Consider the following 22,744-nt stretch of genomic DNA (forward strand, 5'->3'; position numbering starts at 1 on the left):
TGTCTTCGTCAGCCGTTTTGCTGATGTCGCCCGTGATCGTGGCCGGGTCGTTGACCGCCACCACCGTCACGCTCACCGTGGCCGTCTCGGTCACGCCCGTCGGGCTGGTCACCGTGTAGGTGAAGCTGTCAGCACCGTTGTAGTTGGCCGTCGGGGTGTAGGTCACCAAGCCCGCGCCAGTGAAGGTCACGCTGCCGTGGCTGCCTTGGCTCACGCTGGTGAGCACCGGTGTGCCCTCAAAGTTGTCCAAGCTGGCCGCGTTGGTGCCGGTGATGACGTTGGCCGTCACCGCCGTGTCTTCGTCGGTGCTCAGCGTATCGGCCACGATGTCGGCCACCGCCGTCACCGTCAGGCTGATCAGTTGGGTCTGGGTGTGGCCGTCATCGTCGGTGAGTGTCACCGTGAAGCTGTCTGCGCCGTTGTAGTCGGCCGTGGGCGTGTAGCTCCACGCGCCCGTCTCAGCGTCAATCGTGGCCGTGCCGTGGCCGGGCGCGCCAGTGACCGTGAAGTAGGTGCCATCGGTCAGGCCGTCAGCCGCATCGGTGGCATTGAGGTCACCCGTGATGGTCGTGTCTTCGTCAGCCGTTTTGCTGATGTCGCCCGTGATCGTGGCCGGGTCGTTGACGGCGGTGACCGTGACGTTGACTATATCTGTGACGAGTGAGTAGGCCCTATCCGTACCCACGCCTACAGTGGTGATATCGGCCGTGCCACCGTTGCTGTCGGTGGTGGTATCCCAGGCGCGGATCGTCAGGGTGTTGCCGATAGCACCGTTGTAGTTGGCATTGGGCTGGAAATAGACCCGCCCGGCGGTGGCACCACTGCCCACAGCGATCAAACGGGCTGCGCCTTCGCTGGTAGCGGCCAGCGTGTTCCAGTTGGTTCCGTTGTCTTTCGAGTAATACCAAGTGCCGTTGGTTTGGCTGTCGCCGACGATGGCAATGCCTTTGGCGGCCCCGTTATCTACATCGCTGATGCCGACCACCAAGGCTGATACCAGCGTGCCTACAACTCCAAGTGGCGCTGCATCGTCTTCGGTGTGTGTGATCGACAGTGTCGTGTCGATCAATACCGGCGCGTCATTGGTGCCGGTGATGGTGATGACTAGGTTGGCGTTGCTGGTGTCACCGTCGCTGTCGGTGATGGTATAGACAAAGGTTTCCGTCAGCGTCTGGCTGGCATTGAGTGCATTGACGGTGACGTTGGTGTTGTTGACACTGTAGGTGTAGCCGCCATTGGCATCGAGGGTCAGGCTGCCGTAGGTGCTGTTGAAAGACGTACCCACGGTCTTGGCGTTGCCGCCGAAGCTGATGCCGGTGACCGGGGTGACTGTGCTGTCGGCACCGATTCGGTCAGCCACGTCATTGGTGCTGCCTGCTGCAAAGACGTTTCCGGTGGTGGTGGTCGCGGCCGTGGTGACCCCTTCGGCAACCGTGTTGGCATCGGCATTGGCAGTCGGTGTGTCATCGACGATTTGCACCACCAAGTTGGTGTTGGTGGTGGCTGCACCCTCATCGAGGATGCTCAGGGCGATGGTGTCGCTGGTCGCAGTCACACCTGACTGGCTCAGGTTGGCCTTGAGGGTGTAGCTGTAGTCCAGTGTGCCAGCGGTGGTAATGCCGCCAACATTGGTGCTGCTGCCGTAGCCGGTCAGCGTCAGTGTGCCTTCACCGGTGTCAATGACCACTGGCGTACCGCCCAGGCTGCCCAGTTGGGCACGGGTAACGGTGGTGCCACCAACGGTGATGCTGGTCAGTCCGTCAAGTGCCGCGATGCTGACCGTGCCGGTGGTGGACTCCGTGGTGTTGCCCACGTCCGTCAAGCCAGCTTCGGTCACCGTTGCCTGCCCTGTTGCACCAGCATTGCCGTCGACCGGGGTGATCGTTGGTGCGCCATCGGTGCGCCCATTGATGGTGATGGTCAGTTGCGCAGTATCGGTGAGGCTGCCGTCGCTGTTGGTATAGGTAAAGCTGTCACTCAGGCTCTGGCCGGTCTTGAGTTTGTTGACTGCCGTGTCGGTGTTGTCGAGCGTGTAGGTGTAGCTGCCGTTGGCTGCAATCACCAGTGTGCCGTGGCTACCGGTGAGCACGGTGCTGCCATCGACTGTGCCGGTCGTGCCGCTGCCGCCTTCAGTGCCGGTGCGGATGGCACTCACCGTCAAAGCGGTGCCCTCCGGGTCGCTGTCCGCCGTGGTGCTCGGGGAGCCGACACCGGTCAGCACGTTGCCGCTTATGCTTGTGTTGTCTTCGGTGATTTGGTGTGTGTCATCGACTGCCAGTGGCATGTCGTTTTGCGCGGTGATGTTGACCGTGACAACGGCATCACCATACAGACTGCCCCCGCTGCCTTGGACGCTGGCCTGGTTGTCATCATTAAATCTATAGCGCAAAGTGACTGTGCTGCCTGGGGTATCAGAGCTATTGGCATAGTTGATCGCACTAATGACGGCATCGACTTGCGTGCTGGTAGCACCCGAGCGGAAGGTGATGACGAGTTGCCCGGCGCTGTTGGTCGTAATGTCGGCCACGGCCGTGCTGCTGTAGGAGATGACGGTGGTTGCCAGTGTCACCTGCGCGTTGGCTTCGATGCCAAATATGTCTTCGGCGTTGGCGCTGAAACCAGTTGTGCCGTTGCTGCGGGCGACCGTCAGAGTTGTGCCACCAAAGTTATCTTCCGCGCGGCTGACGATTTCTACGTCGGCAATGTGAACATCGGCATCGAGCACAACTGGCGTACCCAGTACGCTGCGATTTCCTGCAATGTCTTGGCCTTCGACAAACGTGTTGGCCGAGGCCGCGATCAGGTTTTCTACGGCTGGCGCATCGTTGACGGCGGTGACCGTGACGTTGACTATATCTGTGACGAGTGAGTAGGCCCTATCCGTACCCACGCCTACAGTGGTGATATCGGCCGTGCCACCGTTGCTGTCGGTGGTGGTATCCCAGGCGCGGATCGTCAGGGTGTTGCCGATAGCACCGTTGTAGTTGGCATTGGGCTGGAAATAGACCCGCCCGGCGGTGGCACCACTGCCCACAGCGATCAAACGGGCTGCGCCTTCGCTGGTAGCGGCCAGCGTGTTCCAGTTGGTTCCGTTGTCTTTCGAGTAATACCAAGTGCCGTTGGTTTGGCTGTCGCCGACGATGGCAATGCCTTTGGCGGCCCCGTTATCTACATCGCTGATGCCGACCACCAAGGCTGATACCAGCGTGCCTACAACTCCAAGTGGCGCTGCATCGTCTTCGGTGTGTGTGATCGACAGTGTCGTGTCGATCAATACCGGCGCGTCATTGGTGCCGGTGATGGTGATGACTAGGTTGGCGTTGCTGGTGTCACCGTCGCTGTCGGTGATGGTATAGACAAAGGTTTCCGTCAGCGTCTGGCTGGCATTGAGTGCATTGACGGTGACGTTGGTGTTGTTGACACTGTAGGTGTAGCCGCCATTGGCATCGAGGGTCAGGCTGCCGTAGGTGCTGTTGAAAGACGTACCCACGGTCTTGGCGTTGCCGCCGAAGCTGATGCCGGTGACCGGGGTGACTGTGCTGTCGGCACCGATTCGGTCAGCCACGTCATTGGTGCTGCCTGCTGCAAAGACGTTTCCGGTGGTGGTGGTCGCGGCCGTGGTGACCCCTTCGGCAACCGTGTTGGCATCGGCATTGGCAGTCGGTGTGTCATCGACGATTTGCACCACCAAGTTGGTGTTGGTGGTGGCTGCACCCTCATCGAGGATGCTCAGGGCGATGGTGTCGCTGGTCGCAGTCACACCTGACTGGCTCAGGTTGGCCTTGAGGGTGTAGCTGTAGTCCAGTGTGCCAGCGGTGGTAATGCCGCCAACATTGGTGCTGCTGCCGTAGCCGGTCAGCGTCAGTGTGCCTTCACCGGTGTCAATGACCACTGGCGTACCGCCCAGGCTGCCCAGTTGGGCACGGGTAACGGTGGTGCCACCAACGGTGATGCTGGTCAGTCCGTCAAGTGCCGCGATGCTGACCGTGCCGGTGGTGGACTCCGTGGTGTTGCCCACGTCCGTCAAGCCAGCTTCGGTCACCGTTGCCTGCCCTGTTGCACCAGCATTGCCGTCGACCGGGGTGATCGTTGGTGCGCCATCGGTGCGCCCATTGATGGTGATGGTCAGTTGCGCAGTATCGGTGAGGCTGCCGTCGCTGTTGGTATAGGTAAAGCTGTCACTCAGGCTCTGGCCGGTCTTGAGTTTGTTGACTGCCGTGTCGGTGTTGTCGAGCGTGTAGGTGTAGCTGCCGTTGGCTGCAATCACCAGTGTGCCGTGGCTACCGGTGAGCACGGTGCTGCCATCGACTGTGCCGGTCGTGCCGCTGCCGCCTTCAGTGCCGGTGCGGATGGCACTCACCGTCAAAGCGGTGCCCTCCGGGTCGCTGTCCGCCGTGGTGCTCGGGGAGCCGACACCGGTCAGCACGTTGCCGCTTATGCTTGTGTTGTCTTCGGTGATTTGGTGTGTGTCATCGACTGCCAGTGGCATGTCGTTTTGCGCGGTGATGTTGACCGTGACAACGGCATCACCATACAGACTGCCCCCGCTGCCTTGGACGCTGGCCTGGTTGTCATCATTAAATCTATAGCGCAAAGTGACTGTGCTGCCTGGGGTATCAGAGCTATTGGCATAGTTGATCGCACTAATGACGGCATCGACTTGCGTGCTGGTAGCACCCGAGCGGAAGGTGATGACGAGTTGCCCGGCGCTGTTGGTCGTAATGTCGGCCACGGCCGTGCTGCTGTAGGAGATGACGGTGGTTGCCAGTGTCACCTGCGCGTTGGCTTCGATGCCAAATATGTCTTCGGCGTTGGCGCTGAAACCAGTTGTGCCGTTGCTGCGGGCGACCGTCAGAGTTGTGCCACCAAAGTTATCTTCCGCGCGGCTGACGATTTCTACGTCGGCAATGTGAACATCGGCATCGAGCACAACTGGCGTACCCAGTACGCTGCGATTTCCTGCACTGTCTTGGCCTTCGACAAACGTGTTGACCGAGGTCGCGATCAGGTTTTCTACGGCTGGCGCATCGTTGACGGCGGTGACAACAATCGAGATCGAATTGGTGTTGTTGGAAATAGTCGAATTCGTTCCCACCAAAGAGGTGTCGAGCAGCACTCTTGTCTCAGTCGCACCAATCCATGTCGTCCAGGTGGGGCTGCCAGCACCATAAGTATTATCCAATGCTCTGACAGTTAACCCCTCAGGTGTACCGTTGTAGTGTTCGACAGGCACAAAGCGCAGTTTGGAACTCACCGACAAAACAAGTGCCTGGGTGACGTTGGTGTCACCAACCGTGCCAATATCGTGCCAATCAGTGCCATTGCTGGAGTATTGCCAGCTACCCTGCGTGCCGGAATTGGCAGTATTGCCAACTACCGCAATACCGCCCACCAGATTACCGGGCGATGCCGTATCAGTGTCTATAAAGTTGTAGCCCGTAAGCGCAGTTATTACTGTTCCAGCGTTCGCCACCTGATCTTCTAATAACGCAGTCAGGGTCAGATTGCCGACACCAGCCGGGGGATCATTGGCCTGGGTAATCGTGATCGTTCCGCCAAGCATGGTCGTCGCAGCCAGCGCTGTCGCACCACCCGCGTTGCCACCGGCCTGCACGTTGTTGCCATCGTTGAGCGTGATGGTGTAGGCGCGTTCGGTCGTTGGCGGGGCATCGGTGGTGTTTTCGAAGCGGATGGCTTCAAGAATGGCGTTGACCTCCGCCACAGTGGCCGTGGCGCTCAGGGTGATTGCAAAATCTGTAGCACCTGCACCACCATTGGTGCTGGCTACACCGCCAGGGCTACCAAAAAGAGTAAACAGATCACCGGTTACGCCACCGGCAATATGGACAGTGATGCTGCCAGCGCCAAAAATGGTGCTGGTCAGGTTGAGGGTGGTTGCCAGGTCCACATCGGTGACATTGGCCAATGTCACCAACTGCTGTTGGGGTGTACCAAGGCCCACCACGGGCGATTCGGTGATCGACCCGGTCCACGCGGTCGTGGCGTTGAACAGCGGCGCGTCGTTCACCGCCGCAATCGTCACGTCAATATTGACACTGCCCGCCGACACCCGGGCTTCGAGCGTATCGGTGGTGGTGTTGTAGGTTTTCAGGTCGGCCAGTGCGGCCGAGGTAGAAAAGACGATTGGCGGCGCATGCCCCGTTGTGTCGTTGGCATTGGTCGGGATGCTGCTTTCCACACCAAACACCGTTAGCCGGGGCGGGGTTAATGCCAGGCCGGCCGTGTTGGCATTGGCATCGGGCAAGAATTGAATGCAGGTCGTAGCCGACAGCAGCAGCGCCTTGCTTACAGAAATGTTTGAACCCAGGGTCGTTTGCAGCGTTGACAAGTTCACCCAGTTCGCGCCAGCGTCAAAAGACACCTGCCACAGCCCGCCAATCGCGGCATTGGTGCTGTGGTCGCTAAAGCTGCCAATCGCCACCCCGGCCAACGCGTTGAGCGCCACCCCATCCGGGTCGGTGAAGTTACCCCCACCCAGCAAGGCCCCCAGCGTGGTGGTGCTGCCTGGCAACAGCGGCAAGCCGGCTGCGTCGGCTTCGGTGCCTGACAGCGTGGCCCCTGCTGTCAACGATGGCGCATCGTTGCTTGGGGTCAGGTTGATCGTCACCTGCGCGGTGGTTGGCAGCGCCCCACCGGTGCCCTGCGCACCGGTATTGCCATCGTTGAAGGTGATGTCGATGGTTTTTGCAATGGAATTCAGCAGTGAGTCTTCATTGTTGGAATACGCCAGGTTATGCAAAATGATATCGACCGCAGCCTTGCTGGCATCTGCGGTAAAGGTCAGTATCAGCTTGCCGCTGCCGCTGCTGTTTTGAGTGATGTAAGCCACCACTTTGGTGGTGGTGCCGTTGTCGTAGCGGATGGCTGAGCCATCGTTGTACAGCAGCAGCCCGGGGCCTGGTTCGGTGGCACCGCCCGTGGTGGAAATGCCGTTGGCGTTCTGCACGACAAAAAAGTCTTTGATATCAGCCGTGCTGTGCTGTTGCACCGTCAGGGTGGCACCGGCAAAGTTGGCCTCGTTGCGCACCGTCAGTTCAATATCCGCCAGACTGGACGCAATATTGAGACCAGTGTTGTTGTCAAGCAGCACGGCTATGCCGGCAATGTTGACCCCAACTGCTTCGACAAAAGCGACGATATCGCCGTTGAGGTCAGAAATAACCGGTTGGTCATTGATCTGGCTGACGCTGGTGGACAGGCTTACCGGGTTGGACCAGCCAGCGGTCGAGGTGGTTGCCAGAGGCTTGAGATCACTCACGCTGCTGCTGGCAGTAAAGCCCAGGCCATCCGACAGCCGCACTGTCAGGCTGCCGGGGGTGCCGTTGTAGTGAGCTACATTGGGCAAAAAACGGATCTTGGCGTCAGTATCAAGCACCAGTGCCGTGTCGTCGGCGAGGCCGCTGGTCGGCACAGCAGTCCAGTCTGCGCCACCGTTGACTGAGTATTGCCAAATGCCTTCGGTGGTGGCATTGGCGGCGTTGCCGGTAATGGCCATGCCAGCCAGCGCATTGTTGACACCGCTAGGGTCAGTGTCGCTGAAATGGGGGCCAAACAGGTTGGCCACGGTGTCGCCGACTGGGGCCACAGAAGCGTCTTGGTTGGGCGTTGGACTGGCCAGGCCGGCATCTTCATTGACCGGTGCCAGCGCGGCAGCGGTGGCGACCGGCGCGTCGTTGACGTTGGTGACGTTGACCGTGAACGTGGCTGTCGCGGTCAGATTGCCGCCAGAGCCTTGCGCCCCGGCATTGCCGTCAGCAAACACCGCCGTTAAGGTCAGGGCTACACCGGGCGGATTGTCGGCCACGCTGCTGTAGGTGACGCGTTTCATCACGGCGCTGACGGCAGCTTGTGTGGCATCGGCGTTAAATGTGATGACGAGCTGGCCCGTTGTGCTGCTGTTGTCGGTGATGCTGGCTACCGCCGTGCTGCCAAACGAAATGATGCTGCCACTCAGGCTGACGGTTTGGCTGTCGGTGTTATAGGTGGTGTCCAGCCCGAAGCGGTCGGTGCTGATCGCGCCGCTCTGGCGCAACACCGTCAAGGTACTTGACGCAAAAGTGTCTTCAATCCGGGTGATCAGCTCGACATCGCCAGTCAGGGCAAAGTCATTGTTCACATCAAGCCGCACCGGGGTGCCTGCCACACCCGGGCCGCTGCCTTCGGTGTAATTTACGGCATCACCGCCGCCGCCCACGGTGGGGGCATCGTTGACGGCGTTGACGCTCAGGCCAATGGTTTTGGACGCGGCTGATATGGCGCTGCTGCCGCCTGAGCTGCCTGTGTTCACCACAACCCGTGTTTCGCTAGCAGAATCATAGCTGCTAAAGCCAGCTGCATAAGTGTTGTCAAGCGCCCGGACCACCAAGCCTGGTGGGGTTAGATTGAAATTGTTGAAATCGCCAAAAGGCACAAACTTGACTTGCGTGGCCGCTGACAAGGCCAGCGCACCGGTGCTGTCATCCACCGTGCCAATCGCAACCCATTCCGTACCATTGCTTGAGTAATACCAAGTCCCCTGGGTGGCTGCGTTGGCAGAGTTGCCGACAATCGCCAGGCCCATCAGGCTGCTGCCAACATCCACGTCGCTGCGGGTCGTCACCAGCGTTGACAGCGCAACCGCTGTCGTGCTGGTGCCTTCTGTGGTGCTGAGGCTGCCAACGGCAGTCAACACGGGGGCATCGTTGATACCGGTCATGGTGACGATCTGCGTCACCGTCACGCTCAGCGCCCCACCGACCCCTTGCGCGGTGACATTGCGATCGTTGACGACCCAGTCAATGCTGATGCCAGCAGTCGCCGCCGCCGCCAGGGTCTGATTGGTGTTGCGATAAGCTATTTGCTGGAACACGCTGTTGACCAGCGCCGACGTGGCTGCGCTGTTAAAGGTCAGCACCAGGCTGCCGCTGGCGTTGCTGGTCACGCTGCCGACCGTGGTGCTGCCTACCGTCAGGGCCTGGCCTGCGGTTAGCGCCGCCAGTGAGCCACTGGCTTCAAACACATCGGCCGTGTTGGCCCCACCAGTGCGCAACAGGGTCAGTGTGGCACCGCTCCAGTTGCCGTTAAGCGTGTTGAAGTCATCCATGTCCACATCAACCGGGTGGGCCACGTTGCCCAGCACCACAGCGCTGGCATCTTCGGTGTAGCTTTGGGCGCTGATGCCGGTCAAGGTTGGCGCATCGTTAACCGCCTGTACCGTAATGGCCAGGCTCTTGTCATCAACCAGCGGGCCACCGGAGCCGGTCGCGTTCTGGTCTGTGACATGGATGCTGATGGCGTCAGCGCCATTGAAATTTGTGCCGCCGGTATAGACCAGCGTGGCCAGCGTGGCATTCACGTCGCCCAGGCTGCCTGTCACGGTTACCCTGACGGTCTGGTTGGTGCCCAGTGTGGCGCTGCCACTGGCGGTGAGGTTCAGCGTGCCGCTGCCGACGGTCAGCGTGACCTGGATCGGGCCAAAGCTGCTGCTGATGCTGCCATCGAGTGCCACGCTGTCGGGGTCGGTAATGCTAATGCCGCTGATGACCAGCGGCTGCTCTTCAAACGCCACACGGTCGGTGGGCACGGTGATGACCGGTGCGTCATTCACCGGGATGATGGTGATGACAAATTTACCCTCCGGCTCATTGCCGCCACCACCATCCGACAGCTTGTAGAAAAAGAAATCACTGGTGCTTTCCAATCCGTCGTGGCGATAACTGATCTGGTTGAGTTCTATTTCCGCCTGGGTAATGGCACTGCCAACGCCCAGCACTTCAGTTCCGCGCAGCAACTGCCCATATTGAACGTTGCTGGTAATGCGAAATTGGCGCTGTTGCGTGGTGTTGTCTGAGTCAAACGCCGATAAATAGGATGCACTGATGGTGGTGGTTGCCCCTTCCGCAACCACAAAATTGGCTTCGATCGACTCCGCGTGCTCTGCTGTGAGCGGCGTGTGTTCAAAAACAGCACCGGAATTGACAAGAATCACCGGGTCGTCGTTGACCGGGATGAGCTTGATTGTCAGTACTGCGCTGGCGGTGGCGTTGGTGGCACCCGAGCCGTCGTTCACGGTAAAAGTCAGGGTGTCGGTGGTGGCTTCTGTCCCGTCATTGGCGTAGTAAAGCTTGCCACCATTGATTTGTGCCAGGCTGATGGGGGTAGTGGTAGTGACAACATCGTAAGTGATTAAATTGCCCGCAGCATAGGTCTGGCCATCCTTGACAAGGCGCACCTCACCCTTGATTGGTAAGCTACTGACGGTGTAGCTCAGCGTGTTGGTTTGCGCCAAGCCTGCGCTCTTGTCGCCGCCGCCGTCCCTGTCGTAGGCCCCCACGGCAGCGCCAGATGACAGCGTGTTCAACACGTTGGACAGAGTGCCGCCCATCAATTGCACCGACGCGCCCTCAAGGACGTTCAGACTCGTTGCCGTGCCAATGACGGGTTGGTCATTGACCGGCGTCACATCAATGTTAAAGGTGTAGTCAACCACGCTGCCCGAGCCGTCGGTCAAGGTAAAGTTGAAACTCGACAGAAAATCTTCGCTGCCATCATGCGCAAACTTGATCCTGTTAGCCCCGATATCTGCTTCAGTAAAGCTATAGCCGGTTGCCATTCTGTAGGCGTTGGCAACGTCATCACCCGGCGTTGAATCAAAATACAGAATGCCGTTGCTCGGCAACGAACGCAGTGTGTAAAAGAGCTGGGCATCCGTGTTGTCCGGGTCGGTGGCATTCAGGCTCGTAATTGTGAATGTGGCCACCGTTCCTTCGTCCAGAACCAGTGGTGTTTGTACCAGCGTGGGGGCATCGTTGACCGACATCACATAAACCGTCACCACTGCACTATCAACGCCCGAATCAGAAGTTATGGTGTACTGAAAGCTCGCCATGCCAGAAAACTCTGCGGAAGGCGTAAACGTAATGTTGCCACTGTTTAACGCCACACTGCCATTCACGGGACTCGTCACAGATGTAATGGTTTTAGCAGCCCCACTGTCATTGCTTAGCAGTACCGTCTGATTGACAGTGATCGCCGTGTCTTCCAAGGTTGTCAGAATATCGTTGAAGGCATCGGTGCCACCCGTACCGCCGCCACTCCCGCCGCCGCCGGGCACACTGGCCGGGTTCGTGATGTCGATGTTGACGGTGATCGGCAAAAGGCTTGTGCTGGCATTGTCTTGATAGACACCACCGGGGCGATTGAACACCACATGGCGGCCGCCATCCCGAATGGTCACGACAAAGGCATCCGCGGTGCTGGTGTCGGTGTTTTTTTGATAAATCAGACGGCCTGCATCAATATCAGCTTGGGTAAAGGTGGCGGCTTCGCCCAGCGGGTTGCCGCCGAGCAGCAGCCAGCCATGGCTGGGGCGTGTATCCAACTGGTAGGTGATGACGGCCGAATCCACATCAGTCGCTGAAAGCTGGGATGTGGTGATGGTTTTTGTCGCGCCCGTAACGGCCACATCCATGACCAGTGTGTTGATGGTGCCCAGCGAGGGGTCGTCGTTGACGGGTGTGACGCTGATGCTCAGCGTGTTGAGGTTGGCAGAAATCGCCGTGGTGCCACCGCGCGTGACGGTGTTGACCGTTTGGCGGACTTCCGTGCCGCTGGACTCGGATGTGCCGCTGCTCGATGACAGCGCACCCGTGTAGGTATTGTCAAGCACCCGAATCTGGAGTACCGGCGGGGTGCCGTTGTAATTAAGGGCGGGGCTGAACCGCACCCGCGCTGTGGGTGCCAGCACCAGGGCAGCGCCGGTATCGTTGACCGTGCCCACCGCAGACCAGTAGGTGCCGTCGGTTGAATACTGCCAGGTGCCCTGGCTACCGGCATTAGCGGTGTTGCCCCCCACGATGGCAATGGCACCCACTGTTGCCCCTGAGTCCGAATCCGACAGGAAATAATTGGCAAAGTCTTTAAGCACCGTGCCGTTGTTGTTTGCCAAGGCACCGTAGCTGGTCGGGTCTTCGTAAATGGAGCCAGTCAGGTTGCCTATGCCGGTTGGCGCAGCGTTTTCTGGCACGATGGTCAAGTTGACGGTGGTGGCAGTGATGAAACCACCCGCGCCGTCGCGCAGGCTGACCGTGAAGCTGTCTGCTGTCAACCCGAGGCCGTCATGCTGGTACACCAGCTTATTTAGATCTGCATAGCTGAAGGTGCTCACGCCTGCGGCCACCGGTTGCCCGTTGAAGCTTAAGCTGCCGTGCACTGGCAGACTTTCGAGCTTGAATATCAGTTGAACATCGGTGTTGTCGGGGTCAATAACGCGGATGCTGGAAACCGACAACTCATTGAAGGCAAATGAATGACCTTCGGTGACATTGGCGGTCAGTGCGCTGCCGATGGGTGGCGTTTGCCCCGGCGTATAAAGCACCGGCGCATCATTGACCGGGCTGACCTTGATGCTCAGCACCCGGTCAGCGGTGCTGCCGCCACCGCCGCTGACTGTGTCGGTCACGCTGTAGGCCAGGGTCTGGGCCACCGTGGGTTCGCCGCCGCTATGAACATACTGCAAACGCCCGGCATTCAGATCGGCTTGGGTAAAGACGGTGCCGGTCGTTACCGTGGACTCGAAGCTGCCATTGGCATCGCTGTCAAACTGCATTGCGCCTTCGGTCAAATTGGTGCCGCTGACCAGCACGGTATAGACAATGTTGGCAGCAGTGGCCTCAATATCAGTGATCTTGAGGATGCTGCTGTTCAACACCACAGTTTCACCTTCGTTGACCTTCAGGGCTTTGTCGGTCTCGATGACAAATACGTCGTTGACCGAGGTAATGATGGTGGTCAGCAGCTTGCCGCTGACATCCAGGTCGGTAGCAACGGCTGCCACATCAGTGGTCAGGCGTGTGCTGGTGCTAAAAGTACGGCCAACGCTGTTGTCAATGGCGTGCAGGGTCAGGCTACCCGGCGTGCCGTAGTAATTGGCCACCGGCACAAAGCGCAGCAACGCCGATTTATCAAGTTGCAAGGCCGCGCCGGCTGACACTGTGCCTACGCTTTGCCAGCTTGCGCCGTTGTTGAGCGAATACTGCCAGGCCCCTTGTGTGGCGGCATCACTGGCATTGGTACTGATCGCCACACCTGCCAAGGTGTTGCCATCGGCATCAAAAAAGTTTGGCAACAGACTCCCTACCAAGACACCGTTGGGGTCCTGCGTGTCTTCATTCACCGCCGCCAGAGTCAGGGGGGTGGTGCCGGTCGAATCGGTCACCGGCTTGTCAGCCACCGGGTTGACCGTGACTGCAATGGTCTTGCTGTCGGTTTTGGCCGTGGGGCCGGTGTGGGCCAAATCATCAACGGCCACGGTGAGGGTGTCCGGGCCGTTGTAATCAGCCGTGGGGGTGTAACTTGCACCCGTCAGCGCGTTGTTGATGGCTGTCAGGCTGCCGCGCACCGTGATGCTGGCCCCGCTAGCGACGGTGGCAGCGGTTGTGCCATCGGCTTGATACAGACCCGTCAGGCCGCTCAGGGTGACGGTGCCATGCAAGGCGCTAACAGTGGCTTGCACCTGCTCGGTGCCGGCATCCGGGTCGGCCAGCGAAATGTCGGGCAGCGTCAAGGTGCCGTCTTCGTTCAGGCTTTGCGCCCCCGGCACGGTGACAACCGGGGCCTCGTTGACCGAGCTGACGGTGATGCTGGCGGTGCTGACGCTGCTGGTCGCACCTGCCGCGTCAATCGCCTGGAACGTGAATGTGGCTGCACCGCTGTAGTTGACCGTCGGCGTAAATTTCATGCCAGTGGCCTGCACCAATGTGAGCGTAGCCCCGGCTACAAACGCGTTGCCTTGACCATCCAACAGTATGCCGTTGCTGGGCAGGGCAACGATTTTGTAAGCGTTGACTCGTGCATCGGTACTGCTGTTGCTGCCTGCATCGACATCAGTAGAACTCAGGCTAAAGCTGACAAAAGAATTTTTGTCCACCGTCAGCGCCAGGGCTTGCGTCACCGGTGCATCGTTGAGTGCGTTGATGCTGGTATCCAGCGCCACGGCGTTGCTGCTGTTGCTATAGCGTGTGGTGCCGCCCGACTTGCTACTGTCGTCCGACACGTCAATGCTTCGGCTGCCTGTGGTGGGCACGGCAGTGCCGGTTGAGTTGTCCGACAGACGCACCGTCAGCCCGGTCGGTGTGCCGTTGTAATCGGCCACTGGCACAAAACGCAGGCTGTCGGCAGACGCAACAAACAGCCCGTTGCTGCTTGACACTGCCCCCACCGCAGTCCAGGTGCTGCCACTCCCGTATTGCCAAGCCCCCTGCGTTGTGGCATTGGCCGTGTTGCCGACAATCAGCACACCGGCTAGGCTGTTGCTGCCAGAGCCGCTGGTGACGGTGTCGGTTGCATCGCTAAAGCTGCTGCCAAACAGGCTGATGACCGTAGCACCGGGGTTCAGCACGGCGGCATCACTGGCCGAGGTGGCTTGATCCTCGTTGATGGCGGTCAGTGTCACGCTGCTGGTCGAACGGGTGGGTGCGTCGTTGGTCGCTGAGACGGTGATGTCAAATGAAACCGTGGTGGTTTCGCCTGGGCTTACGTTGTAATCAGACTTGACCAGTATCTGCACCGTTGCCGTGCCATTCCAGTTTTGTGCACCCTGAAAAGTCAGGCTGTGAATAAAGGCATTGATGCCTGCCAGATTGCCGTCGCCGTTGAGTTGCGTGCCGCCAGAGACACCATCGCTGATGGTGGCACTACCCGCAGTGACCGTCACCACAGCACGCATATTCGGGTTGCTTGGGCTGCTGACACCGCTCAAGGCGCTAAAGCTGAAGGCCGTGTCTTCGTAGGCTTGCTGGGTAGCGGGTGTAGCCAGTACGGGCACTTCCAGCACATGATCGTAAGCGTCGAGGGTACGGTCAGCAAACGCCAGCTTGCTTTCAATGACCCCTGTATCAGCCTCCAGCACCCAATCGCCACCTTTGGCCGCACTGCCGGTCAGGTCGGTCGACGCTGCTACGTCGGCCTGCGTCAGGCGGGCCATCTGGTTGATCAGCAACACGCCATCGGCACCGGCGGCCACATTGCAGCCATAGATCAGAATGTCGGCATTGGCACTCAGGTGGCTTTGCCATTGCGTCAACTCGGCCGCCTCAGTCGTGCCGAAGCTGTTTGCACCATAGGTTTTGCCATTAAAAACCAGTTGACCATCGGCTCCGTGCGACACCAGATGCACCGCATCCAGGTTTTGATGTGTGCTGATAACGGCGGTCATTTGCGCCCAGGGGTCGCGGTTGGCATCAAGCAGCACCACCTCGACATCGGCCCGGGTGCCTTTGAGCAGTTGGGCAATGTCGTCCACGCCGCTGTCTATGAACACAATTTCACGCGCGTTGGGCATTGCGCGGATGATGCCACTGGGCATGTCGGTCCGGGAAGTCTGACTTTGCAGGCTGGCCATAAAGTCAAGGAAGCTTTTTTCAACACTGTTGGTGTTGCTATCCGCGCGAGGAGCCGTGGCTGAGGCCCCGGCGATCGCATCGGGTACCACCGGATGGTACGTGTCATCCCGGGCCTGGCCCGTATCGCTGAGTGCCGCACCGTCAAACATGAAACGCGGCTCCAGCACAAGTGGACGAATGCCGCCAAAGTGGAGGCGACCCCGGCGCGCCATGGGCGGGCTCTGCAGTCCACTTGGGCTGGCCTGCGCATCCTGATTTCTCAATGCGCATTCAGCGCCAGAGGTGCCGTCGCTGCTGCTGGAACAGCTTTTGCCCCGGCTTTGCACAATTTCAGCTGCGGCTACATAAGTGCGGGTGATTTCGTTCCAGATGCTGCGGTAGATTTTGTTCATGATGCGGTTCTCAAGCTGTCTGTGCGGGCGAGAAAGTAAAAAAGGTGAGCCTTGGTGTCAGGTCAACAGGCTGGTTGTGCGCTAAGGAGGGCTGACTTGCACGCGGCCACTCATACCGGCGATCAATTCGGGGAATTTGCCGTCGATGGCGGCCGCCACTTTGACGGACTGGCTGACCGGGTCGACCCGGGCACCGATGCGAATAAATTTGGCGGGGTAAGCCTTGCGGGTTTCATCGATTTGCACCTGAAATTTACCGCCCACGCGCAACCAGCTCAGCCAGTGGGAAGGCACCAAAAATTCCAGTTCGAGCACGCTGTCATCAATGATGTCGAGCAAGGCCTGGCCTGGCTGCACATACTGCTGCTCGCGCACTTTTTGCTCGGCCACGCGGCCCGCAAAAGGGGCAGATACACCACACTTGCCCAGCACCGCCTGATTGGCTCCGAGCTCGGCTTTGGCCTTGCTCACGGCTGAGCGGGACAAGTCCAGTTCCAACTGGCCTACCGAATTGAGCTCGGCCAGGCGCTGGTTGGATTTGAGTGTTTGCTCCGTGCCCTCCAGCTCCGCCTGGGCTTTTTGCAGTTGCGCTTGCTGCAGCGTGCAGTCAAAACTCACCAGCAGTTGCCCGGACTTGAATGCGCCGCCTTCGGCGACTGGCAGGCGGTTGATCTTGGCGCCAATCTCGGCCGCCACCGTGGTGTAGCGGCGTGGCAGCAGTTGGGCCCGAATTTCTTGACGCTCCAGAGCGGGTTTGGCTGCAGGGGCGACGGCGGCGGACGATACAGCTGGACGTGGAGCCGCTGTTTGAGCCTGCACCCCATGCGCCAAGACCATGGCGTACACCAAGCAAGCCAGCCCGGTAGTTTGCTTCACTGGGCTGCCTTGGGCTGGGTTGCGGTTGTTGGCAAGAGGGTGCCCGGTTGGATGAGCGTCGTGGATTTTTGCAACTCACTCCACGGTGTCCCGCTGTTCTTGAGTTGGGCGGTCAGTTGCGCCAGGCTCAGCTCGCTGGTGCTGCCGATTTTGGGCTCCAGGCCCATGCTGGCCAGCAAGCGGTTTTCAGCCGACTGCACTTGCGCCAAGGCCTGGTAGCGGCGCAACAAACTCAAAATGGCCGCCGTGGCGTTGCTCACACTATCGAGCTTGCTCTGCGCCTGTGCGCTTTCGCGGTTGCGCACGTGCTCGGCAATTTTCAGGTCCGTTGAGTAAATCGCATCGGCACGATCAAACTGGTTGCGGGCATTGAGCAGTTGCAGGCGCGCCAGATGCACCTGCGTCAGCACCGCCAGTTGGGTGGCCATGCGGCGCTGGTCAGCCAGCGCCACGCCAGCCTCGGCCAGTTTGATTTGTGTCGGCCCGGTAAGCAGGTTGAACAAATTGAAGGACATTTGCAAACCGGCTTCGTTCCAATTGTTGTGCACCATGTAGCTGTCGGAGTCGTACTTCAGGCCATAGCTCAAAGACACATTGGGGAACAGGCGCACCAGGGTTTTGCGGGTTTCGTCGCGGGCGATGCGGGCGTTGTAGTGCTGCTCGCGCAGGTCGGCGTTTTGCGCCAGGGCCGCTTCTTCCATGGCTTGCACGGAGACTTTGAGCACGCCGTCGTCGACGTTTTTCACATCCGTATCAGCAATCTGGATCGTTTGTCCGACCGGTGCGTTGATCAGCGAGGCCAACTCCACCTGGGCCGACGACAACTCCTGGTCGATGGCCTCCAGCAAGCGCAGGTTTTCCAACAACTGGCGCTGGTAACGCAGGGCATCCAACGGATTGCGCAAGCGCTCGGCCTCGACCTTGCGGGAGTCATTCAACGCGTCTTCGGCCAACGCGATGGTCTTTTCAACTTCGATGCGCAGCTTCTGGGCGCTGGCGGCACGCCAGTAGGCGGTGCGCACGTCCTGCATCAGCAGGTGCATGGCCTTGCGGCGTTTTTCGGCGGCAATCAGCACGCGGGCCGACTGTTGGCTGGCGCTGTAGTGCGCCAGACCGAAGTCCAGCAGATTCCAGGTCAAGCCCAGTTCTGCCGTGTTGTGGTTGCGCTCTTGCGACAGCGATGAAGTGCTACTTTTTGGACCGACCACAGGCGCGTTATAGCTGCTGCTGTAGGTGGCACGCTCGTTGTCGCGCGAGGTATAGCCGGCTTGCGCCACCAGTCTGGGCAGCATGTCGTACTGGGTGACGTCCAGCTGGTTCAGCGCCATCGCTTCTTCCATCATTTTGGCGCGACGGTCCAGGTTGAACTTCAGGGCCCGTGCAATGGCTTCGTCCAGCGACAAGGGGCCGGTGATGGACTGCACATCATTGCGCATGGCCAACCGATCTGACTCGTTAACGGGCGCCATCGCTTGCGCCGTGAGCGGCACAGGCGCCAAAGCTGAACAGGCCGACAAGGCCAGCAATGCAGCGACCAGCGCCAGAGGTTTAAAGAGACGAGGTGTTGCAGACATGCATTGAACAGACGTTTTTTTCAAAATACTCACCTTCAATATAGAACCATTTGGAATAACAAGGTGGGCTGATTGACTTAATTTGGCGTTACAAATTTTTCCCACTTTCATCGTGGGTGTGCATTCCTCACCCAAAGGGGACCTCTGTCGCACCAAGCGCACCTTCATTCATGATTTAACTCCACCATCGAAAATTATTATTTTTGAAAAAAACGAAAACTTTTATAAAATAAAGTCCTTCATTAATTACCCACAATAAATTTCGGTGTTTTAGAAAATCCTGACTATATGACCTATTCCATTGCGACGGAAGCCTTGCCCCCGCCCCTCGCCAACCTCTGCGTACTGATCGTTGAGGACATGCCTGATGAACTTCGAATGCTTGCCCGTTTTCTGGGCGACGCCGGTGCACGAGTTCTCATGGCGGTACAAGGTGGTGAAGCTATGCGGCTTGCCCAACTCATGCGCCCGGACGTGGTGCTGCTCGATGTGCAACTGCCACCACCCAACGGTTTTGCGGTCTGCCGCGAGTTGCAAGACCACCCCGAGACCCTCAACATTCCGGTACTTTTTGTCAGCGGTATGCTGGAGGAAGAAGCCAAGCTTGAAGGTTTTGCCGCTGGCGGCCGCGACTTTATTACCAAGCCCTTTACCGAAGCCGAACTGGTCGCTCGCGTAGCCCTTCACGCCAACCTTGGTCGACGCCTGGGCTCCGTCCATAAAGAGTCCACCACGCCACGCTGGCTGACCGTCGTTTTGCAGCGCCTGCAAGCGTCACTGGCCGAAACGCCAGACCTGGAAAAACTGGCGCTGGAAGCGGGCACCACGGTGCACCGACTGAAAGATGCGTTTCGCACACAAATGCACACCACGCCGGCCGCGTTTGTGCGCGAGTCCCGCCTGAAAGAAGCCGCATGGCAGATGAGCGAGACCTCCAAATCAGTGGCTGACGTAGGCGCGGCGCTGGGCTACTCCAGCCCGGCCAACTTTGCCACGGCCTTCCGGGAGCGCTTTGGGATCTCACCACTTCAGTACCGCCTGGGACGACATACTTTTTCAGAGCAGCCCATCGGACTTGGCGAGTGAAGGTTTGGGCACGCTGGGCACTGGCGGCAGGGCTGGTCTTGCTGGCCGCTTGCAGCAGTCACGCCAGCGCCACGGTTGTCCGCCTTGACCCGGGCCACGATTCGCAGAACCTGACGCCTTCGGCCCTGCTCTGGCATGACGCCAAGGGCGACCTCACGCTGGCCGACTTGCAGCAACTTATCAACACGTTCGCGCCACTCAGTGCCAATACCCCTCGCCTGGGGCGCCTTGAGGGCGCACTCTGGGTGGCGGTGCATATCGACAACCCCCAGTCGCCGGTGCTACGCCACTTGCGGGTAGGCCCCGCCCGCACGGAGTTGTTGGAGGCCTGGTTGATTGCCGGGCCACCGGGCAGCCCAGCGCAGCCATTGGGTCGTTCTGGTTTGTCGGTACCGCTGGGCGAGCGACCCCTGCCGGGGGCTACCGCGGCATGGGTTTTGAACTTGCCGCAAGGCCCCTCGACCGTTTTATTGCGACTGCAAAGTCGAACTTCATTACGACCCCAGATCAGCCTTTGGATGCCAAGCGCACTCGCGCAGGAAGAAAGAATAGTAGATCTCCACGAGGGCCAACAAGCCGGCGCGCTGGCGCTCATCACCTTTCTGGCGCTGGTGTTTGCACTCTGGCTGCGTGAGTCGACCTGGGCTTGGTACGCGGGGGCCAGCGCCAGCTTGCTGGTGTACCAATCCTGTTTCAGCGGGCAAGCGGTGCTGTGGCTCTGGCCGTCCCACCTATCGTGGACGCTCCCGGCACTGGCAGCCGCGCTGGCGGGCACGCATGTCTGCGTCGTCCTGTTTTTCCTGCGATTTATTCCTGCTCCGCACGTGCCAGTTTGGGGCCAGCGCGCTGCCCTTGGGTTGTCTGGCCTGAGCCTGCTGGGCTTGCTGGTCGTATTGCTATTTGGATTTGAAATGGGCATCGGCTTACTCGAGTTCGCCGGGTTTTTGCTACCTTTCATGCTCCCCTGGCTGGCATGGCGCGCCTGGCGCCATGGCGATAGCCCGGCGCGCTTTGTGCTGCTGAGTTTCAGTTTTCTGGCCGTCGCCTCGGTGTTGCGCGGAGCCGTGATTCACGGCTGGCTGGCGAGTGCACCGTGGCTCGAAAACTGGCTCGTTCCGTTGGCGGCGGTGCTGACCTCAGGCGTGCTGATGCTGGCCATGGCCGACCGGTTGCGCCTCCAGCGCAGCCAGCAACTGCGCGAGGCTCAACGCTACCAGGTGACGTTGCAAGACGCCATTCGGGGGGCAACCCAAGAGTTGATTCAGTCGCGCGACGTGGCAGAAGCGGCGGTCCAGTTCAAACAACGATTTTTATCGCGTGTGTCGCACGAACTGCGCACCCCTTTGCACACCTTGCTCGGCAATGCCGCGCTGGCCCGACGGGAACTGGACCAGTTGCCACGCACCGGGAGCACTGCAGAGCAAGATCGCTTGATGGAGTCGGTGCAGGCGATGCAGCGCAGCGGCAAAGACATCCTGCAACTCGCCGACGAATTGCTTGAATTGGCGCGCGGTGAAGCCGGGCATTTGAGCTTGGTCACCGCACCCGTCAACCTGCTGCAACACGTGCTGGAAATCGCCAGCAACACACGCTGGCTGGCACTGCATCAGGGCAACAAACTGGAGGTGAAAACAGAGCTTTCTGTCTCACAGGTCGTGATGGATGCCGCCCGGTTCGAGCAAGTGCTACGCAATCTGCTGGCCAATGCCTGCGTCGCTACGCACCAAGGGCTCATCACGCTGGCAGTGAGCAGCTCCCTGGCGGCCGATGGGGTCAACGCCCAAATGGAGGTCTCGGTCAGTGACACCGGCCGTGGCATTGCGCCGGAAGCCCTGGAACGCATCTTTGAGCCGTTTGAACAACTCGACGCCCGCAGCGCCACCGGCAGCTCCGGGCTCGGCTTGGCGATTGCCCGGCAATGGGTGCGCTTGATGGGGGGTGAGCTGGTGGTGCAGTCCACTCCCGGGCAAGGCAGCGTGTTTTCTTGGTCGATGCAGGTGCCGGTCTCTGATGCCGCTTTAGTGATGACCGCAACCCCTGCGGAGATTGCACCGCCAATAGACTCCACGCTGGATTGGGCGCAACTCAGGGCGCTGGCCGACAGTGGCGACGGCTTGGGCGTGGACGCCTGGATCGCCCGCCATCGCAATCAGATGGGTGACGACGCCCGGGCATGCGGCGTGTTGGCACTGGGTGATTCTATGCAACTGGCGGCCTTGGTGCGCTGGCTGGATCAGTACTAAAACAGGCTCCAGACCCCGTGCTACTTGCGCAAGCAGCTATTATTTGAATAGCAGTATCAAAGGTGTTTGGCTTCTCGAATCCGGCGCACCAATTGCGCCACAGCAGGGTCGGCCAAGGTTGGCGTGCAGGCATCCTGCGTCTGAGCCCGGATCAGGCGCTCCAGTAGCTCGGGCTGTGGCGTCACTGGTCCGAAAAATCGCGGCTCATTGCCCACCGCCACCAGCAGTGTGGGGAAGTTCTCGACGTCCAGCGGGTGCATGAGGTCGGCCTCGTCCTCGACATCCAGCCAGAGAAAACGGGCGTGCGGAAAACGCGATTGCATCTGGGCGAAGCGGTCTTCATACTCGCGGCAAACGCCACACCACTCGGCACACAGGCAGACAACAAGGACAGAGGCGTCAAGGGTCGGTGCTTCAAAATTCATGGGCTTGATGATCGCAGAAACGAGTGAGCGGGTTCAGCTAGCGCGCGCAAACGCTGATGCGCGGCGTCTTCAAAATCTGGCAGTACGGACTGCTTGGCATTCAGGTAATGGTGGGTGAAGACGTCCAGATATGCCTCTAAAGTTTCCGCTGCACGCGGCTCATTTGCCAAGCTCAGGCAAAGCGCGGCCACCTCCGAGGTGCACAGGTGGTCGTCGCGGGTTGACCGGCGCAAGCGGTAGCGCGAGAGTTGCTCAGGTTGCAGACTGAGCACCGGCAACTTGTCGAGATAAGGGCTTTTGCGAAACATCTTGCGCGCCTCTGGCCAAGTGGCATCCAACAAGACAAACAACGGGCGTTTTCCGGGTACGACCGGCACATCGGTCACGACCCGCTCAGGCGCAACAAACTCACCGGGAAACACCAGATAGGGTTGCCACTGCGGGTCGGCCAACAGCTCCAGCAAGGCGGGGTCCACCACCGTGCGTGCCCAGCCAAAGGCGGCCGTGTCCTGCACGACGTCGGCTATCAACCAGCCGGTATTGCTAGGTTTGAACGGCTCAATGTCGCTCATGATCAAACACATACCGGCCCGAGTCGGTACCTGCGGGCGCAAGGCGCACAGGCAGTGGCTAAAAATAACACGGCATGCGGGGCAGCGGGGGGCGCGCGAACCACGGGCAATAAAGGGCTCGTCTCGGCGCGCCAGGCCTTCATCGCGCAGGCGCGCGACCGCATGGCTCATGCCG

7 protein-coding genes are annotated in these 22,744 nt (G+C 59.7%); 2 read left to right on the plus strand and 5 right to left on the minus strand.

Annotated features, from left to right (window positions below; all coding sequences use genetic code 11):
- From WCG50_RS02175 to WCG50_RS02185, 3 genes are all read right to left on the minus strand, one after another.
- A partial coding sequence (locus tag WCG50_RS02175; protein ID WP_336897924.1) for an Ig-like domain-containing protein occupies window positions 1-15,793 on the minus strand: 15,793 nt, incomplete at its 3' end.
- An 81-nt stretch (window positions 15,794-15,874) separates the two neighbouring features.
- Complete coding sequence (locus WCG50_RS02180) at window positions 15,875-16,669, minus strand: efflux RND transporter periplasmic adaptor subunit (protein WP_336897925.1); 795 nt, start codon at window positions 16,667-16,669, stop codon at window positions 15,875-15,877.
- On the minus strand, window positions 16,666-18,243 hold the full coding sequence (locus tag WCG50_RS02185; RefSeq protein ID WP_336897926.1) for a TolC family protein: 1,578 nt from the start codon (window positions 18,241-18,243) through the stop codon (window positions 16,666-16,668). Before WCG50_RS02185 ends, WCG50_RS02180 begins: the two co-directional genes overlap by 4 nt.
- Before the next feature lie 288 nt (window positions 18,244-18,531).
- Here WCG50_RS02185 and WCG50_RS02190 point away from each other — a divergent pair, with 288 nt between their 5' ends.
- Window positions 18,532-19,329, plus strand: coding sequence for a response regulator (locus WCG50_RS02190; RefSeq protein WP_336897927.1), 798 nt, complete (start codon window positions 18,532-18,534; stop codon window positions 19,327-19,329).
- A complete protein-coding gene (locus WCG50_RS02195) occupies window positions 19,326-21,572 on the plus strand; it encodes a sensor histidine kinase (RefSeq protein WP_336897928.1) in 2,247 nt (748 codons plus the stop codon). The genes WCG50_RS02190 and WCG50_RS02195 overlap by 4 nt, the downstream gene beginning before the upstream one ends.
- A 56-nt stretch (window positions 21,573-21,628) precedes the next feature.
- Here the strand turns inward: WCG50_RS02195 and WCG50_RS02200 are convergent, their stop codons facing one another.
- The gene (locus tag WCG50_RS02200; protein WP_336897929.1) at window positions 21,629-21,997 is read right to left on the minus strand and encodes a thioredoxin family protein; all 369 of its coding nucleotides are present in this window, start codon (window positions 21,995-21,997) and stop codon (window positions 21,629-21,631) included.
- The gene (locus WCG50_RS02205; protein ID WP_336897930.1) at window positions 21,994-22,740 is read right to left on the minus strand and encodes a tRNA-uridine aminocarboxypropyltransferase; all 747 of its coding nucleotides are present in this window, start codon (window positions 22,738-22,740) and stop codon (window positions 21,994-21,996) included. The genes WCG50_RS02200 and WCG50_RS02205 overlap by 4 nt, the downstream gene beginning before the upstream one ends.
- Between the last annotated feature and the right edge of the window lie 4 nt (window positions 22,741-22,744).

The sequence above is a fragment of the Rhodoferax sp. genome (assembly GCF_037143375.1).
GTDB lineage: Bacteria > Pseudomonadota > Gammaproteobacteria > Burkholderiales > Burkholderiaceae_C > Rhodoferax.